Below are 16,531 nucleotides of genomic sequence, written 5' to 3'. Positions count from 1 at the left end.
AGGAGAAGCCATGGATATGTTTGCAGATCTTGCCTTCTATTTGGTGGCCATTGTCATTGCGGTCGCCATCCTCGCATCCGCGGTTAAGATCCTGAGGGAATATGAACGCGGCGTCGTGTTCACACTTGGCCGCTTTACCGGAGTCAAGGGACCCGGCTTGATTCTGCTCATTCCCTATGTCCAGCAGATGATCCGGGTCGACTTGCGCACGCGCGTACTCGATGTCCCCAGCCAGGACGTCATCTCACATGACAATGTCTCGGTTCGTGTCAGCGCGGTGATCTACTTCAGGGTCATTGACCCCGAGAAATCGACAATACAGGTCGAGGATTTCATGATGGCAACAAGCCAGCTTGCTCAGACGACGTTGCGCTCCGTGCTCGGCAAGCACGACCTCGATGAAATGCTGGCAGAACGCGACAGGCTCAACTCCGATATTCAGGAAATCCTCGACGCTCAAACGGACGCTTGGGGAATTAAAGTAGCCACTGTCGAGATCAAACATGTCGATATCAACGAGTCGATGATACGCGCGATTGCCCGCCAAGCGGAAGCCGAACGCGAACGCCGCGCGAAGGTCATCAATGCCGAGGGCGAACAGCAAGCCGCAGCGAAGCTACTGGAAGCGGCGGAAATTCTGGCCAAACAGCCGGAGGCGATGCAACTTCGTTACTTGAGCACTTTGAACGTCATCGCCAGCGAGAAGACTTCGACGATTTTATTCCCCTTCCCGATGGAGCTGGGCAATCTAATGGCCATTAAGCCGAAGTGATCGAACGGCACTGGCGTTGATGATTGATCCAGCTCGATGTCAACCTCGGAGCAAAATGAGGCCACGCCCCAGAGAACCGGCGCAACTCCGCCACCCCGTGATCTTTGCAGCCCGGCTCAGATGTGCAAAGCGTTTCCCAAAGCTTTCAGCGCCGCTTCCATGAGCGCTTCGCTGCGGGTCGGATGGACGTGAATGGTGCCGGCGATGTCTTCCAGGCGCGCTCCCATCTCGATCGCCAGCGCAAAAGCCGCCGAGGCGATGTCACGTTGTTTCATCAGTGATCGAAGAGGCTGTGGATCTGCGAAATCGGGCAGGTGCGCCGGTCACGGCCCTCCACTGCGCCATGGCGCGGATTCGATGGATGTGGGTGGCAAGAGCTGAACATTTTTGAGGTGGTGCGACGAAGAGATTTCTGACTGCCGAAAAGATCGATACGAAGCGCTGCACGCCGCCGGCCGATCGAAATCCCTGCATCATTCGTTCTCGTTTTCGCAGCGGTAGGTGAGAGTTCTCCGCCCGGTTGTTGAGACCCTTGTGAGCTCGATGTTCGACATCTGGCATGACTTCCCGCTTTGCCGCGCCGTACGAGCGCAGTTTGTCGGTGACGATGCGCTTCGGCCTGAGATCTTGCTTCCTTAGCAGCCTGATCAGCAATCGCTTGGCGGCCTTGGTATCGCGGCGGGTCTGGACGATCTCATCGAGAACATAGCCGTCCTGATCGACGGCGCGCCACAGCCAGTGCTTTCGTCCGGCGATGCAAATCACCACTTCGTCCAGATGCCAGATGTCTGCTCGCGAAGGCTTCTTGCGGCGCAGTTGCTTTGCATAGGTCGGACCGAATTTGCGGCCCCATCGCCGGATCGTTTCATAAGACACAACAACCCCGCGCTCCAACAGCATCTCCTCAACCAGCCGCAGGCTCAAAGGGAACCGGAAATACAGCCAGACCGCGCGGGCGATGATCTGCGGCGGAAAGCGGTGGTTCTTGTAGCTGATGGTACGTTCGCTCATCCCCGCCCAGTTATCCGCGAACCGTTAGGCCACAGACAACGTCACATCGCCGTCGAAGACGGGGACGCCCACATTATCCTGGTTCAACAGCATCCCTACTTCGGTGCAACCAAGGATAAGACAGTCGCAGCCCTTATCGATCAGGCGCTGCGCAATGGGTTCGCAGTTCAAGCGGCTATCCTGGCGAACAACGTCGCGACACAGCTCGTTATAGATAATCCGATGCGCTTCCGCAGCGAGTTTGTGCTTGCATAATCAGCAAGCGTCTCTATATTTGCTAGCATGAACAGCAAGCAGAGAAAGACTCTCGCGGCGGTCTTCAAGGACCCGGTCTCGGGAACCATTGAATGGGCCGCTATAGAGAATCTGCTTGTGGCTGCCGGAGCCGACCTCATTGAGGGGAACGGTTCCCGCGTTAAGTTTGAAAAAGACGGGATCATTGCGAGCTTCCATAGACCACATCCGGCCAAGGAAGCAAAGCGTTATCAGGTGCGCGATGCTCGCGAGTTCCTGATCCAGATTGGAGTAACGCCATGAACATCATGACCTACAACGGATATCACGCTCGCATCGAATTCGACGCTGAGGACGATGTGTTTTTCGGCAGGATTGCAGGTATCTCCGATGTAATCGGCTTTCACGGTGACAGTGTCGCTGAACTCAAGAAAGCTTTCCGTGAGGCAGTCGATGACTACCTGGAGACCTGCAGGAAAATCGGCAAAGAGCCTCAGCGACCCTATTCTGGGAAGATGATGTTTCGTGTCGCTCCCGAAGTCCATCGCCGAGCAGCTCTTGCTGCTGAGCTTTCGGGAAAGAGTCTGAACCAGTGGGCAGAAGAGGTGCTGGAAGAGGCCGCCGACCACTATGCCGACGCGCGCCTGCCGGCGTAGTTCCGTCGAGGCCACCGTAGTCCCTTCACCGCACCGCCAATCGGCGTGTCTGATGAATTGGCGTTCCCTTCGATCCATTATGCGATCTTTTTGGCCTAGAGCGTTTCCGTTTTTTATTGAATCCCGTGGGATTCCCAAGGCTTCGGATTTGTGATTCAAGATGCTGGCTGGAAAAGGAGGCCAGCATCGGATGACAGCACCTCTTTCGAATGATCTGCGCGAGCGCGTTGTGATGGCAATTGTCGCCGGTGAGAGCTGCCGATCCGTCGCTGCGCGGTTCGGGATTGCCGTGTCTTCGGCTGTGAAATGGTCGCAACGCTATCGGTCGAGCGGCTCGGTTGCGCCCTCAAAGATGGGCGGTCATCGCAAGTTCGTTCTTGCGCCACATCGCGCTTTCATCCTCGAGCGGCTCCACCAGACCCCGAATCTGTCGCTGCATGGACTGAAGGCGGAGTTGGCATCGAAGGGTGTAAAGGTCTCCCACGACACGATCTGGAAGTATCTACGCCGCGAAGGACTGCGCTTCAAAAAAAACGCTGTTTGCCCTTGAGCAGGCCCGCGCTGACATCGCTCGCCGCAGGCAACGCTGGCGCGGCTTGCAAGATCGTCTCGATCCCAAACGATTGGTCTTCATCGATGAAACCTGGATCAAGACCAATATGGCACCACTCTATGGCTGGGGAGAGAAAGGAAAGCGCTTGCGTGGCTTTGCCCCTCACGGCCATTGGCGCACTCTAACCTTCCTCGGGGCTCTCAGGTACGATCGTTTGACCGCCCCTTGCGTCTTCGACGGGCCGATCAACGGGCAATGCTTCCGCGCCTATGTCGAACAACTGCTTGTGCCGGTCCTCAAGCCTGGCGATATCGTCATCATGGACAACCTTGGCTCCCACAAGTCCGACGCTATCCGACAGATGATCCGAGCCGCCGGTGCGCGCCTCTGGTATCTGCCGCCATATTCTCCGGACCTCAATCCGATCGAGCAGGCCTTCTCAAAGGTAAAGCACTGGATGCGCCACGCCCAAAAGCGAACAATCGAGGACACCTGGAGGCACATCGGATTCCTCACCAGAGCCATTGCACCAGACGAATGCTCAAACTACTTCCGAAACGCAGGCTATGCTTCCGTTAAAAGCTGAAATGCTCTAGAACGTGAACTCCATAGGAACAAGCCGGACTCTGGCCTGCACAGCTCTCGCCGTGCCAGAACCGTTGATCGCGCTCTTCCAGTGTGTGGCGGGGAAGTTGGAATGTCCGCCGTTGTGCAAAGTAGAAATGTCCGCGAGGTTGCTACGCGGCACACCGATCAGCGCCGAGGAAGCCGGATGGCGGCCGCCCTTTGGCTAATTGCGCTCCCCCCGCAATTACATAGCCGGCAGCAGCATAACTTTATTTCGCTCAAGATCGACCTGAACAATAAATTCTGGTGGGTCGATTAAGGTATTTGGATCGGATGCTCCCTCAACAGCGAACGTCACAAGATACCGGCCCCAGCAAGATGATTAGCGGAGACGGGTTCCTCAAATCGAAGTTCTCTTTCGATCGCGAAGGCCTCTGCCGCGGAGATTGCATGATTCTCGGACATGATGTTCAATTTACTGTTGCCCCCTCAATCTGTTCACATAATCGAGAATTGGCGCTCTGCATCCGTATATGTCTTCCAAGATCTGTTAGTTTGGCGCCGTTCTGGCACTGAATCCTCGCGCCGATCCCATAGAACCCACCAATTCCAACTATGTAGTCGAGACTGACCTCGCACAGCGGATTTGCTGGTTAGCCAGTGCGTCTGGGCATCTATGATGTTCGGTAATTTTGAAGTAATTTTTCTTGCCACGCATGTGTTAAGCGATCAAAAGGGAAAGTCCCGGATCGAATTTTTAACTCTATCGGCTGAGCTGAAAATCGCTGCAACTGATCACGATCGTTGGCGATAAGGTTCTGGTCGAGGCCAATAACGGCAATTTCGTTGTGCCGCTCGCAATAGACGCACCAGGCGTCGGAGTTGGAGATGATTGCATAAGTTCCCATATCGTAGAACCAGCCACATTCCGGCCCGCCCGCTTGCAGCATTGCTACATGAAACATGTGCGTCCATACCGCTTCGAGGCAATCTACCGGGGATTTTCAAGCTTAGACGATCAAACGCGACGGATCGCGTGTCATCAAGCGATCGGTCGCGAGATACATTGCGGCTATAGAAGATCAAACCACACGACAGGATTGATCCTTTACACCGAGGGCTGCCAAATTGGGAAAGGCCGCTCCATTCCTGCCGGTGGAAGTCGAGTGTCGCCGCGTTGTGGCGAATGTCACGACATGCTCGTCAGCTAACGGATAACCCTTGCTGCCGCATCAACTCATTTCTGATTCGATCAGCTCTCTCTGGATAGACCGCCATTATTCGACGGCTTATCCAAAAGAACTTTGAGTTTTTCTTCGACAATGCGCTGCAACTCGCGGGCATACGCCTCGTATTCGCTTTTGTCTGCTCCCATATCTATACATCCATCCCTCCACCACAACATCAAGATTGGAAGGTCCCAAATCAACAGAGCCACTTCCAATTTTTCGCGATCACTGTACGCACCTGCATCAAGATGGCGTATCTTCTCAATGGCTCTCACGGCTTCGATCTTTATGAAAGTCATCTTCCGGATGTTATAGAAGAAGCCCTCGCGACTGAATTCCTGTCGAATTTCCTCAGCAAATTTCATCGTTTGCCTCGCATTGTCCAGCCATTGGCACCTCTCATAATCCCGACAATCGCCGCTGCAGGCACGTATCTCTCGATCAGGACTTCCTGATCTGCGATAGCAAGGCTGTCAGCTTTTAGATTCCCAGTACCACCTTGGGAATAATCAAAGTGTTTGCTCGGAACCCGGTTGAGGTCAATAGCAACAACAGTATCTGATGGCGCTCTTCCGCTGGTCGCATATTCTTGCGCTACGGCGAGGGATTTAGAGGTCGAGATATACTGACTGCGCTCCTGGCCGTCATCAGCAATATGATAGCTCGGGTCGAGTTGGGCAAGGGGATCTTTCGCCATCAAACCTGTTGGGAGATAAGGGACTTCATCTTGTCGAAGCCCTCGATAGACAAGGCGCTTGTTAGCCTCTTCTTGTTCCTTGGTGGCGGTCGAAGTTGTAGTTGCGAGAAGCGCCGCCGTGGTAGTTGCTGCGACAGCCATTGCTGGTGAGCCCGATGGTCCCGCCGCTGTAAAGGTCCTAGCGCCTGCGGCTGACCGAGCTGCAGATTGACCTGTCGCTCCACCAAAAAAACTCTCCAGTGCACGTAAAGCATTTCCAAATGTTTCGGCAAGCGTTTTCATCCCAGCGTTCCCGACCGTGCCTCCGATGTGCCCGTTCGGATCACTCTTATTGACCGGATCATTTTCGGAGTAGCTGTAACGGTTTGTGCCGACGCCTTCTTTGGTCGTATCCCAGTCATCCGGTGAGATAAACCGCCCGAATGCCGGATCGTAGTACCGGGCATTGAGATACATCAGCCCGGTTTCGGGATCGAAGCGTTCGCCGATATAGCTCTTCTTCGTCTGGAAGCTGGTGTTGGTGGCCTCGCCATAGGCGGCATAGCCGGTCTGCTCGACAGGGATGCCGCTTTCGTCGGTCACCTGCCGCACCGAGGCCAGATGATCGCGATGCAGGAAGAACTTGTCCTGTACCGTGCTGCCATCGGTGACGACGATCTTGGCGTCGGGATGCGGATAAAGCGTGTAGATATCCGTGCCCGGCGTCGTCCGGTCGATCTCGACATTGGCGTCGGGATAGAGAATGGTGCCGAAGGCCCAGCTCTTCTTCACCCGCGCGCCATCCGGTCCGTAAGACAGCGTCACCGTGGCGCCGTTCTGGGTCACCGTCGACAGCCGGTTGGCGCCGTCCCAGGCAAGCGTGCGGGTTCCGTCCGAGATCATGTTGCCGTTGGCGTCATAGTCGATCGCCTTGGCGCCGATCTGCGTTGCCGCATGCGGACGGATCGCCGTTGGCGCCGGATAGGTATAGGCGCCGATCCGGCTGCGCGACAGAAGGTTGTGATTGGTGTCGTAGCTGTAGGTCTCGTCGAGGCTGTTGTCGCCGCCGTTGTCGGCGCCGGTCAGACGAGAGAGATCGTCATAGCTGTAGGTCCAGTTGTCGTTGGCCGTCAGCCCGGTGATCGTCTTGATGCGGCCTAGTTTGTCGCGGCCGTACTGATTGTCCATCAGCACCGTCGTGCTCTTCGCTGTTGTCACCCGGTCCAGCCAGCGCCGCATCGGCGAATAGCTGAAGCTGGTCGTCACGCCATTGATGTAGGTGATCGATGTCGTCTGGCCGTCGGCCTCGTAGCTGGTCGCATCGATCAGCCCGGGAATGCTCGAAAGCAGATCGGCCTCGTTATAGAGCCAGGGCGTGGTCGCCTCACCGACGGCGACGGTCGTCGGCAAATAGCTCATCGCCGTCGTCTTGCCGCTCGGTCCATGCTCGACCGTGGTCGTGTTCGTCACCCCGTCGATCGTCGTGCTGGTGATGCTCTTGTCGCCGGCGCCGTTATAGAAGCGGCTGTAGGTCACCGTCGCATTGGCATTCTCGGCCTTGGTCAGCATGCCGGCGTTGTGGGACTGGCCGCTGGCGGCGGGCTCGTCATAGCTGTTCTCAGCCAGCAGTGTCGGCACCGTCGCACCCGGCTCGGTCACCTCCTTGCGGAGGACCCGGCCCATCTGGTCGTAGGCCATCGTCGTTACCGCGCCGCGGGCATCCGTCTGGCGGATCAGCCGGCCGGCATCGTCATATTCATAGGTCCAGTTGCCGAGATCCGGATCGCTTGCCGTCAACCGGTTGCCAAGCAGATCGTAGCTGTAGCTCCATTGCGCCCCCTTGGGATCGCGGACCCCCAGCAGACGGCCGAGCGGGTCGTAGCTGCGGTTTTCCGTCACCCATGCCGTGCCGAGCTGCGACTGCAGGGCAATGACATTGCCGTAGGCATCAGCATAGCTGCGGTGCGGATGGTTCTCCTCGTCGGTCATGACCGTCAGCGACACCGGCAGCCTGGTGACGTCGGCAACAAGTGCCGACTGCGCCGCATATTGGTAGAGCCTCTGGCTGCTGTCCGGATTGACCGTCTTGATCACCCGGTCCTGCCAGTCATAGCTGTTGACCGTCCATTGCGGCGTCTCGGTGGCGGCATTGAACCGCACAAGCGAGGTCTGCCTCACGTTTCCGCGTGCGTCATAGACCGTGTCGGTGATCCGGGTCGGGCCGGTGGCGGAGGCGCCGGGTGTCTCCACCCGCCAGGGCCGGCCGAGACCGTCATAATAGGTGCGGCTGAACACCTCGCCGGTGCCGTTGGTGCGTGGCGACGAGGTTACCACCGCCTGCGTCGTCGGGCTGCCTTCATTCTCGTAGCGGGTGTTGACGTAATTGCCCGTTCCGGCATTCACATAACCATAAGGCCGGCAATAGGCATCATAGGTGAAGGTCTCGACAATGCCGTTCCAGTCGGTCTTCGTCGCCGGCAGGCCGCAGACCAGATCGTAGGTCGTCGCGCTGACGAAGTGGCTGTCGCCAGGCAACGTGCCGTTGGCGAAGTAGCGCGGGCTGCGTTCCGCCACCGGATAGAGATGGTAGCTGGCGTCGTAGTCCCATTCACTGCGGTTGCCGAGCGCATCGGTCTCGGAGACCCGGTTGCCGTATGTATCGTAGCCATAGCTGGTCGGCGACACCCGCGGCGTGCTGCTGACGCTCATAGAGGCGAGCTTCTGCGTCAGGTTGCCCTTGACCGGCGGCGTCGCGACCGCCGTCGCGTCGTCATAGAGGTATTCTTCTTTACTGCCGACCGGTGACGCCGCGTCCAGGCCGAAGCGGAGCGTCTTCGAAGTCGGCAGCGAGACGATGTAGGCAGTGGTGTTCGGCGCAAAGGTGAAGGTCGTCGTCTTCTCGTCGCCGGTAGTGTTCACATTCTCGGTGCCGGCAGCGTCCACCGTGCGGCCGCGATCCTTGATCTCGGTCACATTGCCATAGGCGTCGAAACTGCGCTCCGTCCGGAGATAAGCCGTCGTGCCGCCTTCCGTCAGCTTCGTGGTCGTCGCGATGTTGCGGGCCTTATACGGCTTCGAGGCTATGCTGGCGTCGTAGGTTTCGGTGATCGTCTTAGATGCCGTGTTCGCCGAGTTGCGCAAAACCGTTGTTTCCGGCAGTCCGTAACTTGCCAAATCCTGACGGTACGTCGTCACAACGAGGGGAGAGGCGGTGTCTCCGGCTAGGATTGGTTTAGTGGCTGTAATAGTGCGATAACCAAGGAACTTGCGGGCTGCGGGATTGTATAGCCCTCCGGAATAGGAATAGCTGGTAGCGGCAGAGGTTCCGCGTCCGTCATTGACCGTCACTCTCGTCACGGGGTGCATGACAATCGGCATGAAGCTGTTGGTAAAGCTTGTCGAAGGGGCGTAGTTGACCGAAATCGTCCCACCCGTTTCCAAGGTGACGGTCCGCAATAGATTGGGATTGCCCGAACCGGCATTGGAGATCACCGTATCCGTCTGAGAGGCGACGAAGTCGGGAAGGCCATCGCCGTTGAAATCGCCCGACAGACCGGAACCGCGTTGCAGGAAAGGCGAAACGACCAGTCTGTTGCCGGAGCTTGCGAACCAGAGGCCATAGGCTCTGAGGTCCTTGAAGGGATCGGTATCCCTGCGATCCTTTGCGGCGACGACATCAACCTTGCCGTCATTGTCCATGTCGCGCAGGATCGGCGTGCCCTCAAGGGCCAGGCCGCTTGCGACCTGGATGAAACTGCTGCCGGTCCCAAGCCAGACCGTTGCCACGTAAGTCCCCGACCCGGACGGCGTTGCCTTGACGACATCCGTCGTGCCATCGCCATTCATATCGGCAAGGGCACAGTAATACGCGGCGGAACTGCAATCGATGCCCATCGCCTGCGAGGGCCACGAACCGCCGGCATATTTTAACGAGAAGAGGTCTTTGCCCCTGACCACGCCTTGACGGCCACCGCCGAGAAAATCCGCGACACCGCGAATGTAGTCGCCGACGTTGAAGAGCTGATCGTACCCATCGCCTTCCGGATCCGCCGCAACGTTCTTGACAGTATTGGCGCTGTCGTAATTCGTGGGAATTGCACCACAGACAGTGGTATTGGCGTCCGGGCAAAGCGAAGCCGATACATTCAGCGATAAGTCTGTCGTAATAATGCCACTGGTGCGCGTCTTGGTGACATTATCATTACTACCGGTAAAGGTAGTATTGTAAGTGAACGCGAAATCCTTGGTGGCCTTGCCCCCTGTGAAACGGCCGGCGAAGTAATTGGGAACCGGCAAGTTGTCATATGTTAGATTTGCCCTCGGCACCATTACTGAGGCGGTCCGAGAGACCGCGCCACTTCCCGTGCTGAAGTTCGTGACCGTAAATTTGAGCGGGTCAGGCCTGTATGTGCGCAGGGTCGAATCGTAGTGATAGGCGAGAAAAGTCCCATAAAACTCATCCCTGCCATCGAAGTTGAGATCGCCGACCTGCCGGGAGAGGAAATAGGAAAGCTGCTTTGCAGGATCTCCAGATGTCGGTGCCGGGAATTGGTTGCTCAGCTTCGTATAGCTGTAGTTGATATTGTCATAGACCATCGACCGCAGGGTCTTGTGGGTCCCGCCGGTGATGTTGTCATTGGCGTCAACCACCGCATCGCGACCATACCGATCGACCCGCACCAGGCGGGATGCGTTGGAAAACGGCGCCTGGTCGTAGGACAGGACGTAGCCGCCGCTGATACCGGCCTCGGCAGCCACGCTGTAAGAGACCGATTTGAGCCGGAAGCGGTTCCATGTAATGCCGGAGCCGTTCGCCATCGGCTGATAGTCGGGCCGCTATTCGTAGCCGAAAGCCACATAGGAGTGGCTGTCGTAGTCGATCCGCTTGGGATGACACACCGGGAGATCGGGGCAGGTATAAAGGAAGGTCACCCGATTGCCGTTCGGATCCACCACCGAGGTCGGCAGATAGCGCAAGATCCGATTTGGATAAGCGGCAGGCGTGCCGGCAATTTCCGCCACAGATTGGAACGTGGTCACGACCCCTTTACTGTCGGTGACCGTCCACCGATTTGTGGTCGAGTCCAAAATGATCCGCTGCGACGACTCATGTTCGGTCGTGTGCGTCGACCCGGGCTGACAGCTGGATGCAGCCGAACAGGCAACCAGAGCTTCGCCGTTCAGCACATAGACGTCAACGGAGTTACTCAATGCCGGCACGCCACCGCCAGCACTTTCCCGTTCGATGACGTCAAGGCCGTCGAGACCCCAGCCATATCCCAGCCAGCCTTGATACAGGCCGCCGAGACGGGACTTGCGGGCGGAATCATAATGAAGCGCCAGCTTGGGGGCGATGTCGCGATATTCCGGCGTGCCCAGTTCGATGAGGTGTGTCAGCGAGCCATTGCTGGAGATCTGCGGCACCGATGCTTTCTCCGGCGCATTGACCGCAGCCGCATCCGGCACGACGGCCGTGGCCGCCGCTGCAAGCGTGGCGGCACTCTTCGTCGTCGTTGCAGGGTCCTTGTCGGCAGACGTTGTTGTACCTTCCTCGACGCCATCGACTGGCGCACTGCTCTCGCCCGTGTCGCCGGCGAGCCCGCCGGCCGGCGCCTTGCCGCCGTTGGCAGGCGTGGTTCGATCAACCGTTTTATCGGGACTGGAAGAATTGACCGCCGGCTCGGATGACGAACCGGAAGTGGACAGTTCGGACGAAGAGCCGCCCCCAAGTCCGGAGCTTCCTTTGCCGAAACCGCTGCCGGCAGCAGTGCCGCTCTCTGCCGCCCAGGCGATGCCAGCAAACGGGCGCGCCCACTCCGCGACAGTAAAAAGGCCGAGCGATACCACCGCGGTCAAAACCGCGCCACGAATAGTCAAATTGCGCATGAACCCCTCAAGCGAATTAAGACGTGATAAAAATTTCCGCAGTCTTAAGCTGCTTATAATGCTAGATGCAAGTGCAGTTTTACGTTGAAAATTGATTTCAGAAAAATTTAGGCCTTCGCCCGGTGTCCTGCCGGCAAGAACTCTATCGGGAAAACATCCCGCCCACAGACCCAGCCAATCTGTCTAGTTTCCCAACCGCCGCCAATTGGTAGAGAAACTCTGTGGACAGTGTTTTGCGCAGCCGCCTGACGCTGCCGGATACATCAGGAGGCATTATGATAGCAGTACGATTCGCTGACCCGAAGTGAAAATAGACGATGATTACTGCGAGCCTTCGCGATTTTTGGGACTGGTGGTCTGCCGAGATCCAGCGCCTGCTGCCCCGTCGGCCGTTGTTAAACGATCAACCCTGCGTCGAAATAACTCGCGCCGAAGCTGCTATTTCTTGGCCGAATGGCTCACGCACTGAATCTCTCGCAATTGATGACTTGGCGAATGCACTTTCGCAGTCCCCCGTCTGCACCTTGCTGATTGCGGAGGGACGCTACATCCTTCGTCGGATGGCAGATTCCGCGCTACCGTACAGCAGGGCTAAAGACATCAGCGCAGTCGACCTTATAGCCCAAACCCCGTTTCGGCCGGATGAGGTATATTTTATGCCGATCACATGTTTTGACGGCTCGCCAAGCTCGTATGCCGTCATCAAAAGAACGGTTCTAGACCCCTATGTGTCGGCACTGGCAACAGCCGGGATCAGAATCAAAAGGATTTCCCTTGCACGCTCCGGCGATGTCGTCGCGCGTATACCTCGGCGAGCCCTGAGGGAAATCGTGCCGAGATCCGCTCGCGTTTTCCACAGATCACATATAGCCGCGACGGCTTTGTGTGCGTCGGTTCTCGCGATCGCCCTCACTTTCGGGCATGCATTTCTCCGTTACGACAGCGCTTTGTCGGCGCTCGATAGCGACATTGCCGTCAAAAGACAGCAAGCTGTTTCGGTGCGCGCAGCTCTCAATCAGCGCGCGAAGACAGCATCAGCTCTGGAGATCGCGCATCGTCGAAAAGTGGAGGAGATACCGGTCACAGCCGTCTGGGAGGAGATAAGCCGTCGCTTCCCCGACGGCTCTTGGCTGACCGATCTCTCGATTGACCGTGGAATATTGACAATATCGGGTTTCGCCCAATCGGCCGCCGGCCTGATCGGACCTCTGGAAGAATCGGCGCTATTTAGCGAACCCAGTTTTACCTCGCCGATTGCCCGGGTGCCCGGCCAGAGTGGCGAGCATTTCGAGATGCGTCTGAAGGTCGTGCGGGAATGACCGATTTGCTGATCGGCCTCATGAACGCACCGCGCCGCGTCCAGCGGTTGACGGCGCTGGCTATGCTTGGCCTCGGGTTCTTTTTTGCAATCTGGTTGGTGATGCTGGCGATCTTTCATCTTCGCGAACAGGCAAATGAGATCGACGAAAGACGCTTTGAGCTTGGCCGATTGAACGCGCTGCTGGAGCGGAAACCGGCGGATGTAGGCGCAGTATCGGCAGGCCTTCCACCCCCGACAGATCTTTACCTCGACGGAGAGACGATGCCGGTGACAAAGGCGCGGCTTCAGCAGCGTATCAACGAACTCTCCGCGCAGACCGGAGCAGTTGTTGCGTCAATCAACAATGTTCCGGATGCCACGCCGGACGCCGTTCCACTGATTGGCGTCGTGGCGGATATCCAGGGAAGCCTGAAGGCCATTCATGACATGATCCGCCAGATCGAGACGTCGACGCCGCCTCTCGTGATTCGGAAGGCCCTGTTCAGAATGACCACCCCTGTTCAAGAAGGGCAACTGCGAGCGCCGCTTCAGCTGGCGGTAACGATGGAAATTTACGGTTCAGCCGACCCGGCCTTGATCGCTCCAGCAAAAGCGACGCAGCCGCGATGAAATTTCTGCACATCAATTCTGCCCCGGTTGGCTATGTAAGCGTCCTTGCCCTTGTCATTGGGTTCGTTCTTTTCAACCTCGCCCTGAGCCGAATCCCGGTCGACATATCGCCAACGGAAATTGCCAGAGAACTGCCGAAGCCCTCCTCCGCGGAAAAGCTAGCCAGTACCCGGCGTACCGACATTGATTTCGATGTGCAGGATACACTCTCACGCCCTGTTTTCAGTCCAACGCGCCGCGAATTCGAACAGGTCGCCGCACCTATTGCGCCTCAACCGGAAAGCATTGCGCCAGCACCGCCCGTAGCAGTTTCGATCCCAGCATTTCGGCTTCAAGGAATTCGGAAGATCGGTGCCGATCTATCGGCCTTGCTGTCAATCAGCGAGGGAGAACAACCGCGCTGGTTGGCGGTCGGCGATGCGCTCGAGGGATGGACCCTGGAGCACATCGATATCCATGACGTTGCGCTCCGCTCCGGAGATCAGTTTGCCGTTGTCGACCTCTACCCGGCGGAAAACCAAGATGTTCCACAGAACTAGGATTGGGGATGTCAACTATTCTGCGGAGGGAGGTTTTGCCCTCCTGGCCGTTCTTGCCTTCCTATTGCTCTTTGCGGCATTGCTCCTGCCGTTTTCATCCGCCGCGCGGCTCGGCGCGCTGACATCAAGCCATAATTTTGAGCGCAGCCGGCTTTCCTATGCCGCAGAATCCGTGAATGCCTATGCGGCAGTAAAGCTGACATCGGATCTCTTTTGGGCAAACTCCATGACACGCGATGATGGAAAATCGTGCCGAATAAAGGATCTCACCTTGACGCTCCGTATCGTCAATCATGCTGGCCTGATCGATCTCAATGTCGCCGGCGTGACCACCATTGCTGCGGGATTGAAGGCATTAGCGATGAGCGATGAGCAAGCAGCCGCCGTTGCCGGCTCTATCGTTGCGTTCCGTTCGCTGCAGGCTGGGTCGGCGCCCGCGAGCGGACCGCAACCGGATTTCGGATTCAAGCATGCGCCATTCGAAGATGTGGTCGAACTGCTTGATTTTGCCGAAATGAGACGTTTCACGCCCGAGCAGCTCAGTGAGATATTCACCGTCGACAGCCACAGCGCCTTTATTGCTCGCGACTTTGCGCCAAAGCCGCTGCAGCCAATTCTGGCAAAGCTGGATGGCTCCGCGCGGGAGGGTTCAAACGCGTTTCCCGCCTATACCCTGGTGACGAAAATCAGCCGACGTGGCGAATCCGCGATCGATGCCAGGATCGTCACCACTGGCGACATGCGAGGGAGTGGCCGACGCACGCCGTCGTTGCCGCTTTCACCGAGCGCGAATGCCGCATTTCCCGAATGCGGAAGCCTGCTTGGCGCGGATATGACCGCCTGGCTTGCGGAGGCTTTTTCATGATCGATGCAACGGAGCTAGCTGATCGCTTTCTTTCTCACCTTGCCGCTAACGGAACGACAACCTCCGAGGCGGTTCAAAGAATAAGATCCGCTCGCCGACAGACCGGTCAGCCGCTGGACATGGTGATCCGGGAATTGGGAGTGCTTCCGGAGTTGACGATTGCAAGTGAAATGGCGAGATTCCTCGATCTGGATGTCATTCAAGACTGCGGCGTCAGCGATGGAATCGAATGGCTGGAAAAACTTGGCTGGGACTATGCCGCCGAGAAGGCGATCTTCCCGATGGGATCAAAGGATTCCAATCTTCACCTTGCGATCGCTGATCCGTTTGATCACGAAACAATCGAGGCGGTCTCCTACTTCTTCGATCTGCCAATCCAAATCGGCCTTTCACCCAGGAGCGTTATCGAAGAGCAGATCACCCGTTTTCGGCGGGCGTCGGCTTCGCCAGTCGATGAGGCTATCCTGGAAGAGAGCGCTTCCGATGTCGATTTGGAGCGCCTTCTTGATGTCGCGCGCGATGCACCTGTCGTGAAGTTCGTATCAAAGATCGTTCAGCGGGCGATCGACGACAAGGCGACCGACATTCACCTGGAACCGCAGGCCGACATCATGCGTGTCCGGCTTCGCCGCGACGGTCTGCTTCTCGAAACAGAAACAGCGCCCAGATCACTTCATACCGGCGTGATCAGCCGCTTGAAAATTCTCGCGCGCCTCAACATCGCCGAGCGGCGGCTGCCTCAGGATGGAAGATTGCGGCTGCCCGTCAGAGGCCAGGAAGTGGATTTTCGTCTTTCGGTCGTACCCTCGGTCCACGGGGAAACCGCAGCGCTCCGCATTCTCGATCGCGAGAGCATCAGACTGGACCTTCAGTCACTGGGTTATGATGCGGCGTCCGCCAGAAGGATCGATACTCTGACGCGGCGCCCCAATGGTCTTATTCTCGTGACCGGCCCGACGGGGTCCGGAAAGACGACAACACTTTATTCGATACTTGCCGGTCTCAATCGGCCGAGTGTCAAGATCTTCACAGTGGAAGATCCCGTCGAATACCGTATTGCCGGGATCACCCAATTGCAGATCGATCCGGCGATCGGGCTGTCATTTGCCACTGCACTCCGGTCCGTCCTGCGCCAGGATCCCGATATTGTCCTTGTCGGCGAAATCCGCGATCGGGAGACCGCGGAGATTGCGATCCAGGCGGCCCTTACAGGGCGCCTTGTCCTTTCGACGCTGCATACGAATAGCGCAATCGGCGCGTTCAACCGGCTCAGAGACATGGGAGTTGAGCCGTTTCTGCTGGCGGCAACCATCAGAGGCGTGATCGGGCAGCGCCTGCTACGGCAATGTTGTGGAGCTTGCCGGGACCTGCCGACGAAGGTCGGCTGCACGGTTTGTGAAGGAACCGAGTTCAAGGGACGCACGGCAACCTACGAGATTCTGGAGGTTTCCGAACGCTTCCGTGAGGCAATGCGATCAAGCAACACCGAGGAGGATCTCGAAGCGGTAGCGATCGCACACGGCCTGCTGCCGTTGCGCGAGCACGGGCGAACTCTCGTGGCCAAGGGCGTGACCACTATGGATGAGGTCTTGCGTGTCATCGATGCGGACTAG

The 16,531-nt window shown here is 57.5% G+C and carries 14 protein-coding genes and 2 pseudogenes; 9 read left to right on the top strand and 7 right to left on the bottom strand.

Annotation, left to right across the window (positions count from 1 at the left end):
• Window positions 1-10 precede the first annotated feature (10 nt).
• Window positions 11-772, top strand: a complete 762-nt coding sequence (locus tag Tal182_RS23490) for a slipin family protein (RefSeq protein WP_064811845.1) — start codon at window positions 11-13, stop codon at window positions 770-772.
• 116 nt (window positions 773-888) lie between these two features.
• On the opposite strand, the gene Tal182_RS31865 is transcribed toward Tal182_RS23490, so the two are convergent.
• From Tal182_RS31865 to Tal182_RS33215, 3 genes and pseudogenes are all read right to left on the bottom strand, one after another.
• The gene (locus Tal182_RS31865; protein WP_245344879.1) at window positions 889-1,047 is read right to left on the bottom strand and encodes a hypothetical protein; all 159 of its coding nucleotides are present in this window, start codon (window positions 1,045-1,047) and stop codon (window positions 889-891) included.
• Window positions 1,034-1,818: pseudogene (locus Tal182_RS23485) on the bottom strand (IS6 family transposase). The gene Tal182_RS31865 and the pseudogene Tal182_RS23485 overlap by 14 nt, the downstream one beginning before the upstream one ends.
• A pseudogene (locus Tal182_RS33215) lies at window positions 1,808-2,017 on the bottom strand (aspartate/glutamate racemase family protein); the annotation flags it as partial. The pseudogenes Tal182_RS33215 and Tal182_RS23485, both read right to left, overlap by 11 nt.
• A 48-nt stretch (window positions 2,018-2,065) precedes the next feature.
• Between Tal182_RS33215 and Tal182_RS23475 the strand changes: the two are divergent.
• The 3 genes from Tal182_RS23475 (at window position 2,066) to Tal182_RS23465 (ending at window position 3,812) form a co-directional block, all read left to right on the top strand.
• The gene (locus tag Tal182_RS23475) at window positions 2,066-2,320 is read left to right on the top strand and encodes a type II toxin-antitoxin system HicA family toxin (protein ID WP_085861208.1); all 255 of its coding nucleotides are present in this window, start codon (window positions 2,066-2,068) and stop codon (window positions 2,318-2,320) included.
• On the top strand, window positions 2,317-2,673 hold the full coding sequence (locus tag Tal182_RS23470; protein ID WP_085861207.1) for a type II toxin-antitoxin system HicB family antitoxin: 357 nt from the start codon (window positions 2,317-2,319) through the stop codon (window positions 2,671-2,673). Before Tal182_RS23475 ends, Tal182_RS23470 begins: the two co-directional genes overlap by 4 nt.
• A 190-nt stretch (window positions 2,674-2,863) precedes the next feature.
• A protein-coding gene (locus tag Tal182_RS23465; RefSeq protein WP_094299087.1) for an IS630 family transposase occupies window positions 2,864-3,812 on the top strand; the annotation gives its coding sequence in 2 pieces (ribosomal slippage) (window positions 2,864-3,199 and window positions 3,201-3,812; 948 coding nt in all).
• A 655-nt stretch (window positions 3,813-4,467) separates the two neighbouring features.
• Here Tal182_RS23465 and Tal182_RS31860 read toward each other — a convergent pair.
• From Tal182_RS31860 to Tal182_RS23450, 4 genes are all read right to left on the bottom strand, one after another.
• Window positions 4,468-4,758, bottom strand: a complete 291-nt coding sequence (locus Tal182_RS31860) for a hypothetical protein (RefSeq protein ID WP_125461499.1) — start codon at window positions 4,756-4,758, stop codon at window positions 4,468-4,470.
• A 287-nt stretch (window positions 4,759-5,045) separates the two neighbouring features.
• The gene (locus Tal182_RS23460) at window positions 5,046-5,387 is read right to left on the bottom strand and encodes a hypothetical protein (RefSeq protein WP_085861206.1); all 342 of its coding nucleotides are present in this window, start codon (window positions 5,385-5,387) and stop codon (window positions 5,046-5,048) included.
• Window positions 5,384-10,516, bottom strand: a complete 5,133-nt coding sequence (locus Tal182_RS23455; RefSeq protein WP_085861205.1) for an RHS repeat-associated core domain-containing protein — start codon at window positions 10,514-10,516, stop codon at window positions 5,384-5,386. Before Tal182_RS23455 ends, Tal182_RS23460 begins: the two co-directional genes overlap by 4 nt.
• An 18-nt stretch (window positions 10,517-10,534) precedes the next feature.
• Window positions 10,535-11,584 carry a hypothetical protein gene (locus tag Tal182_RS23450; protein WP_085861204.1) on the bottom strand — a complete coding sequence of 350 codons (1,050 nt, stop codon included), beginning with the start codon at window positions 11,582-11,584 and terminating at the stop codon, window positions 10,535-10,537.
• A 317-nt stretch (window positions 11,585-11,901) separates the two neighbouring features.
• Here Tal182_RS23450 and Tal182_RS23445 point away from each other — a divergent pair, with 317 nt between their 5' ends.
• From Tal182_RS23445 to Tal182_RS23425, 5 genes are read left to right on the top strand one after another with little or no spacing between them, the layout of a single operon-like run.
• Window positions 11,902-12,903 (top strand): PilN domain-containing protein, encoded by a 1,002-nt coding sequence (locus tag Tal182_RS23445; protein WP_085861203.1) that lies wholly within the window; start codon window positions 11,902-11,904, stop codon window positions 12,901-12,903.
• Window positions 12,900-13,514, top strand: a complete 615-nt coding sequence (gene gspM / locus Tal182_RS23440) for a type II secretion system protein GspM (protein WP_085861202.1) — start codon at window positions 12,900-12,902, stop codon at window positions 13,512-13,514. The genes Tal182_RS23445 and gspM overlap by 4 nt, the downstream gene beginning before the upstream one ends.
• The gene (locus Tal182_RS23435; protein ID WP_085861201.1) at window positions 13,511-14,053 is read left to right on the top strand and encodes a hypothetical protein; all 543 of its coding nucleotides are present in this window, start codon (window positions 13,511-13,513) and stop codon (window positions 14,051-14,053) included. The genes gspM and Tal182_RS23435 overlap by 4 nt, the downstream gene beginning before the upstream one ends.
• On the top strand, window positions 14,037-14,918 hold the full coding sequence (locus Tal182_RS23430) for a hypothetical protein (RefSeq protein WP_085861200.1): 882 nt from the start codon (window positions 14,037-14,039) through the stop codon (window positions 14,916-14,918). The genes Tal182_RS23435 and Tal182_RS23430 overlap by 17 nt, the downstream gene beginning before the upstream one ends.
• Complete coding sequence (locus Tal182_RS23425; protein ID WP_348629000.1) at window positions 14,861-16,531, top strand: GspE/PulE family protein; 1,671 nt, start codon at window positions 14,861-14,863, stop codon at window positions 16,529-16,531. The genes Tal182_RS23430 and Tal182_RS23425 overlap by 58 nt, the downstream gene beginning before the upstream one ends.

It is taken from the genome of Rhizobium sp. TAL182 (genome assembly GCF_002117725.1).
Taxonomy (GTDB): domain Bacteria; phylum Pseudomonadota; class Alphaproteobacteria; order Rhizobiales; family Rhizobiaceae; genus Rhizobium; species Rhizobium esperanzae.
Note: the sequence above shows the minus strand (reverse complement) of the source record. Positions and strands in the feature narration are given on the sequence as shown.

What these genes read in the sequence shown, in the direction of transcription:
- Tal182_RS23450 (WP_085861204.1), bottom strand. Translation starts at nt 11,584, where the DNA reads ATGCGCAATTTGACTATTCGTGGCGCGGTTTTGACCGCGGTGGTATCG.
- Tal182_RS31865 (WP_245344879.1), bottom strand. Translation starts at nt 1,047, where the DNA reads ATGAAACAACGTGACATCGCCTCGGCGGCTTTTGCGCTGGCGATCGAG.
- Tal182_RS23490 (WP_064811845.1), top strand. Translation starts at nt 11, where the DNA reads ATGGATATGTTTGCAGATCTTGCCTTCTATTTGGTGGCCATTGTCATT.
- Tal182_RS23475 (WP_085861208.1), top strand. Translation starts at nt 2,066, where the DNA reads ATGAACAGCAAGCAGAGAAAGACTCTCGCGGCGGTCTTCAAGGACCCG.
- Tal182_RS23445 (WP_085861203.1), top strand. Translation starts at nt 11,902, where the DNA reads ATGATTACTGCGAGCCTTCGCGATTTTTGGGACTGGTGGTCTGCCGAG.
- Tal182_RS23460 (WP_085861206.1), bottom strand. Translation starts at nt 5,387, where the DNA reads ATGAAATTTGCTGAGGAAATTCGACAGGAATTCAGTCGCGAGGGCTTC.
- Tal182_RS23425 (WP_348629000.1), top strand. Translation starts at nt 14,861, where the DNA reads ATGCGGAAGCCTGCTTGGCGCGGATATGACCGCCTGGCTTGCGGAGGC.
- gspM (WP_085861202.1), top strand. Translation starts at nt 12,900, where the DNA reads ATGACCGATTTGCTGATCGGCCTCATGAACGCACCGCGCCGCGTCCAG.
- Tal182_RS31860 (WP_125461499.1), bottom strand. Translation starts at nt 4,758, where the DNA reads ATGTTTCATGTAGCAATGCTGCAAGCGGGCGGGCCGGAATGTGGCTGG.
- Tal182_RS23430 (WP_085861200.1), top strand. Translation starts at nt 14,037, where the DNA reads ATGTTCCACAGAACTAGGATTGGGGATGTCAACTATTCTGCGGAGGGA.
- Tal182_RS23470 (WP_085861207.1), top strand. Translation starts at nt 2,317, where the DNA reads ATGAACATCATGACCTACAACGGATATCACGCTCGCATCGAATTCGAC.
- Tal182_RS23455 (WP_085861205.1), bottom strand. Translation starts at nt 10,516, where the DNA reads ATGGCGAACGGCTCCGGCATTACATGGAACCGCTTCCGGCTCAAATCG.
- Tal182_RS23435 (WP_085861201.1), top strand. Translation starts at nt 13,511, where the DNA reads ATGAAATTTCTGCACATCAATTCTGCCCCGGTTGGCTATGTAAGCGTC.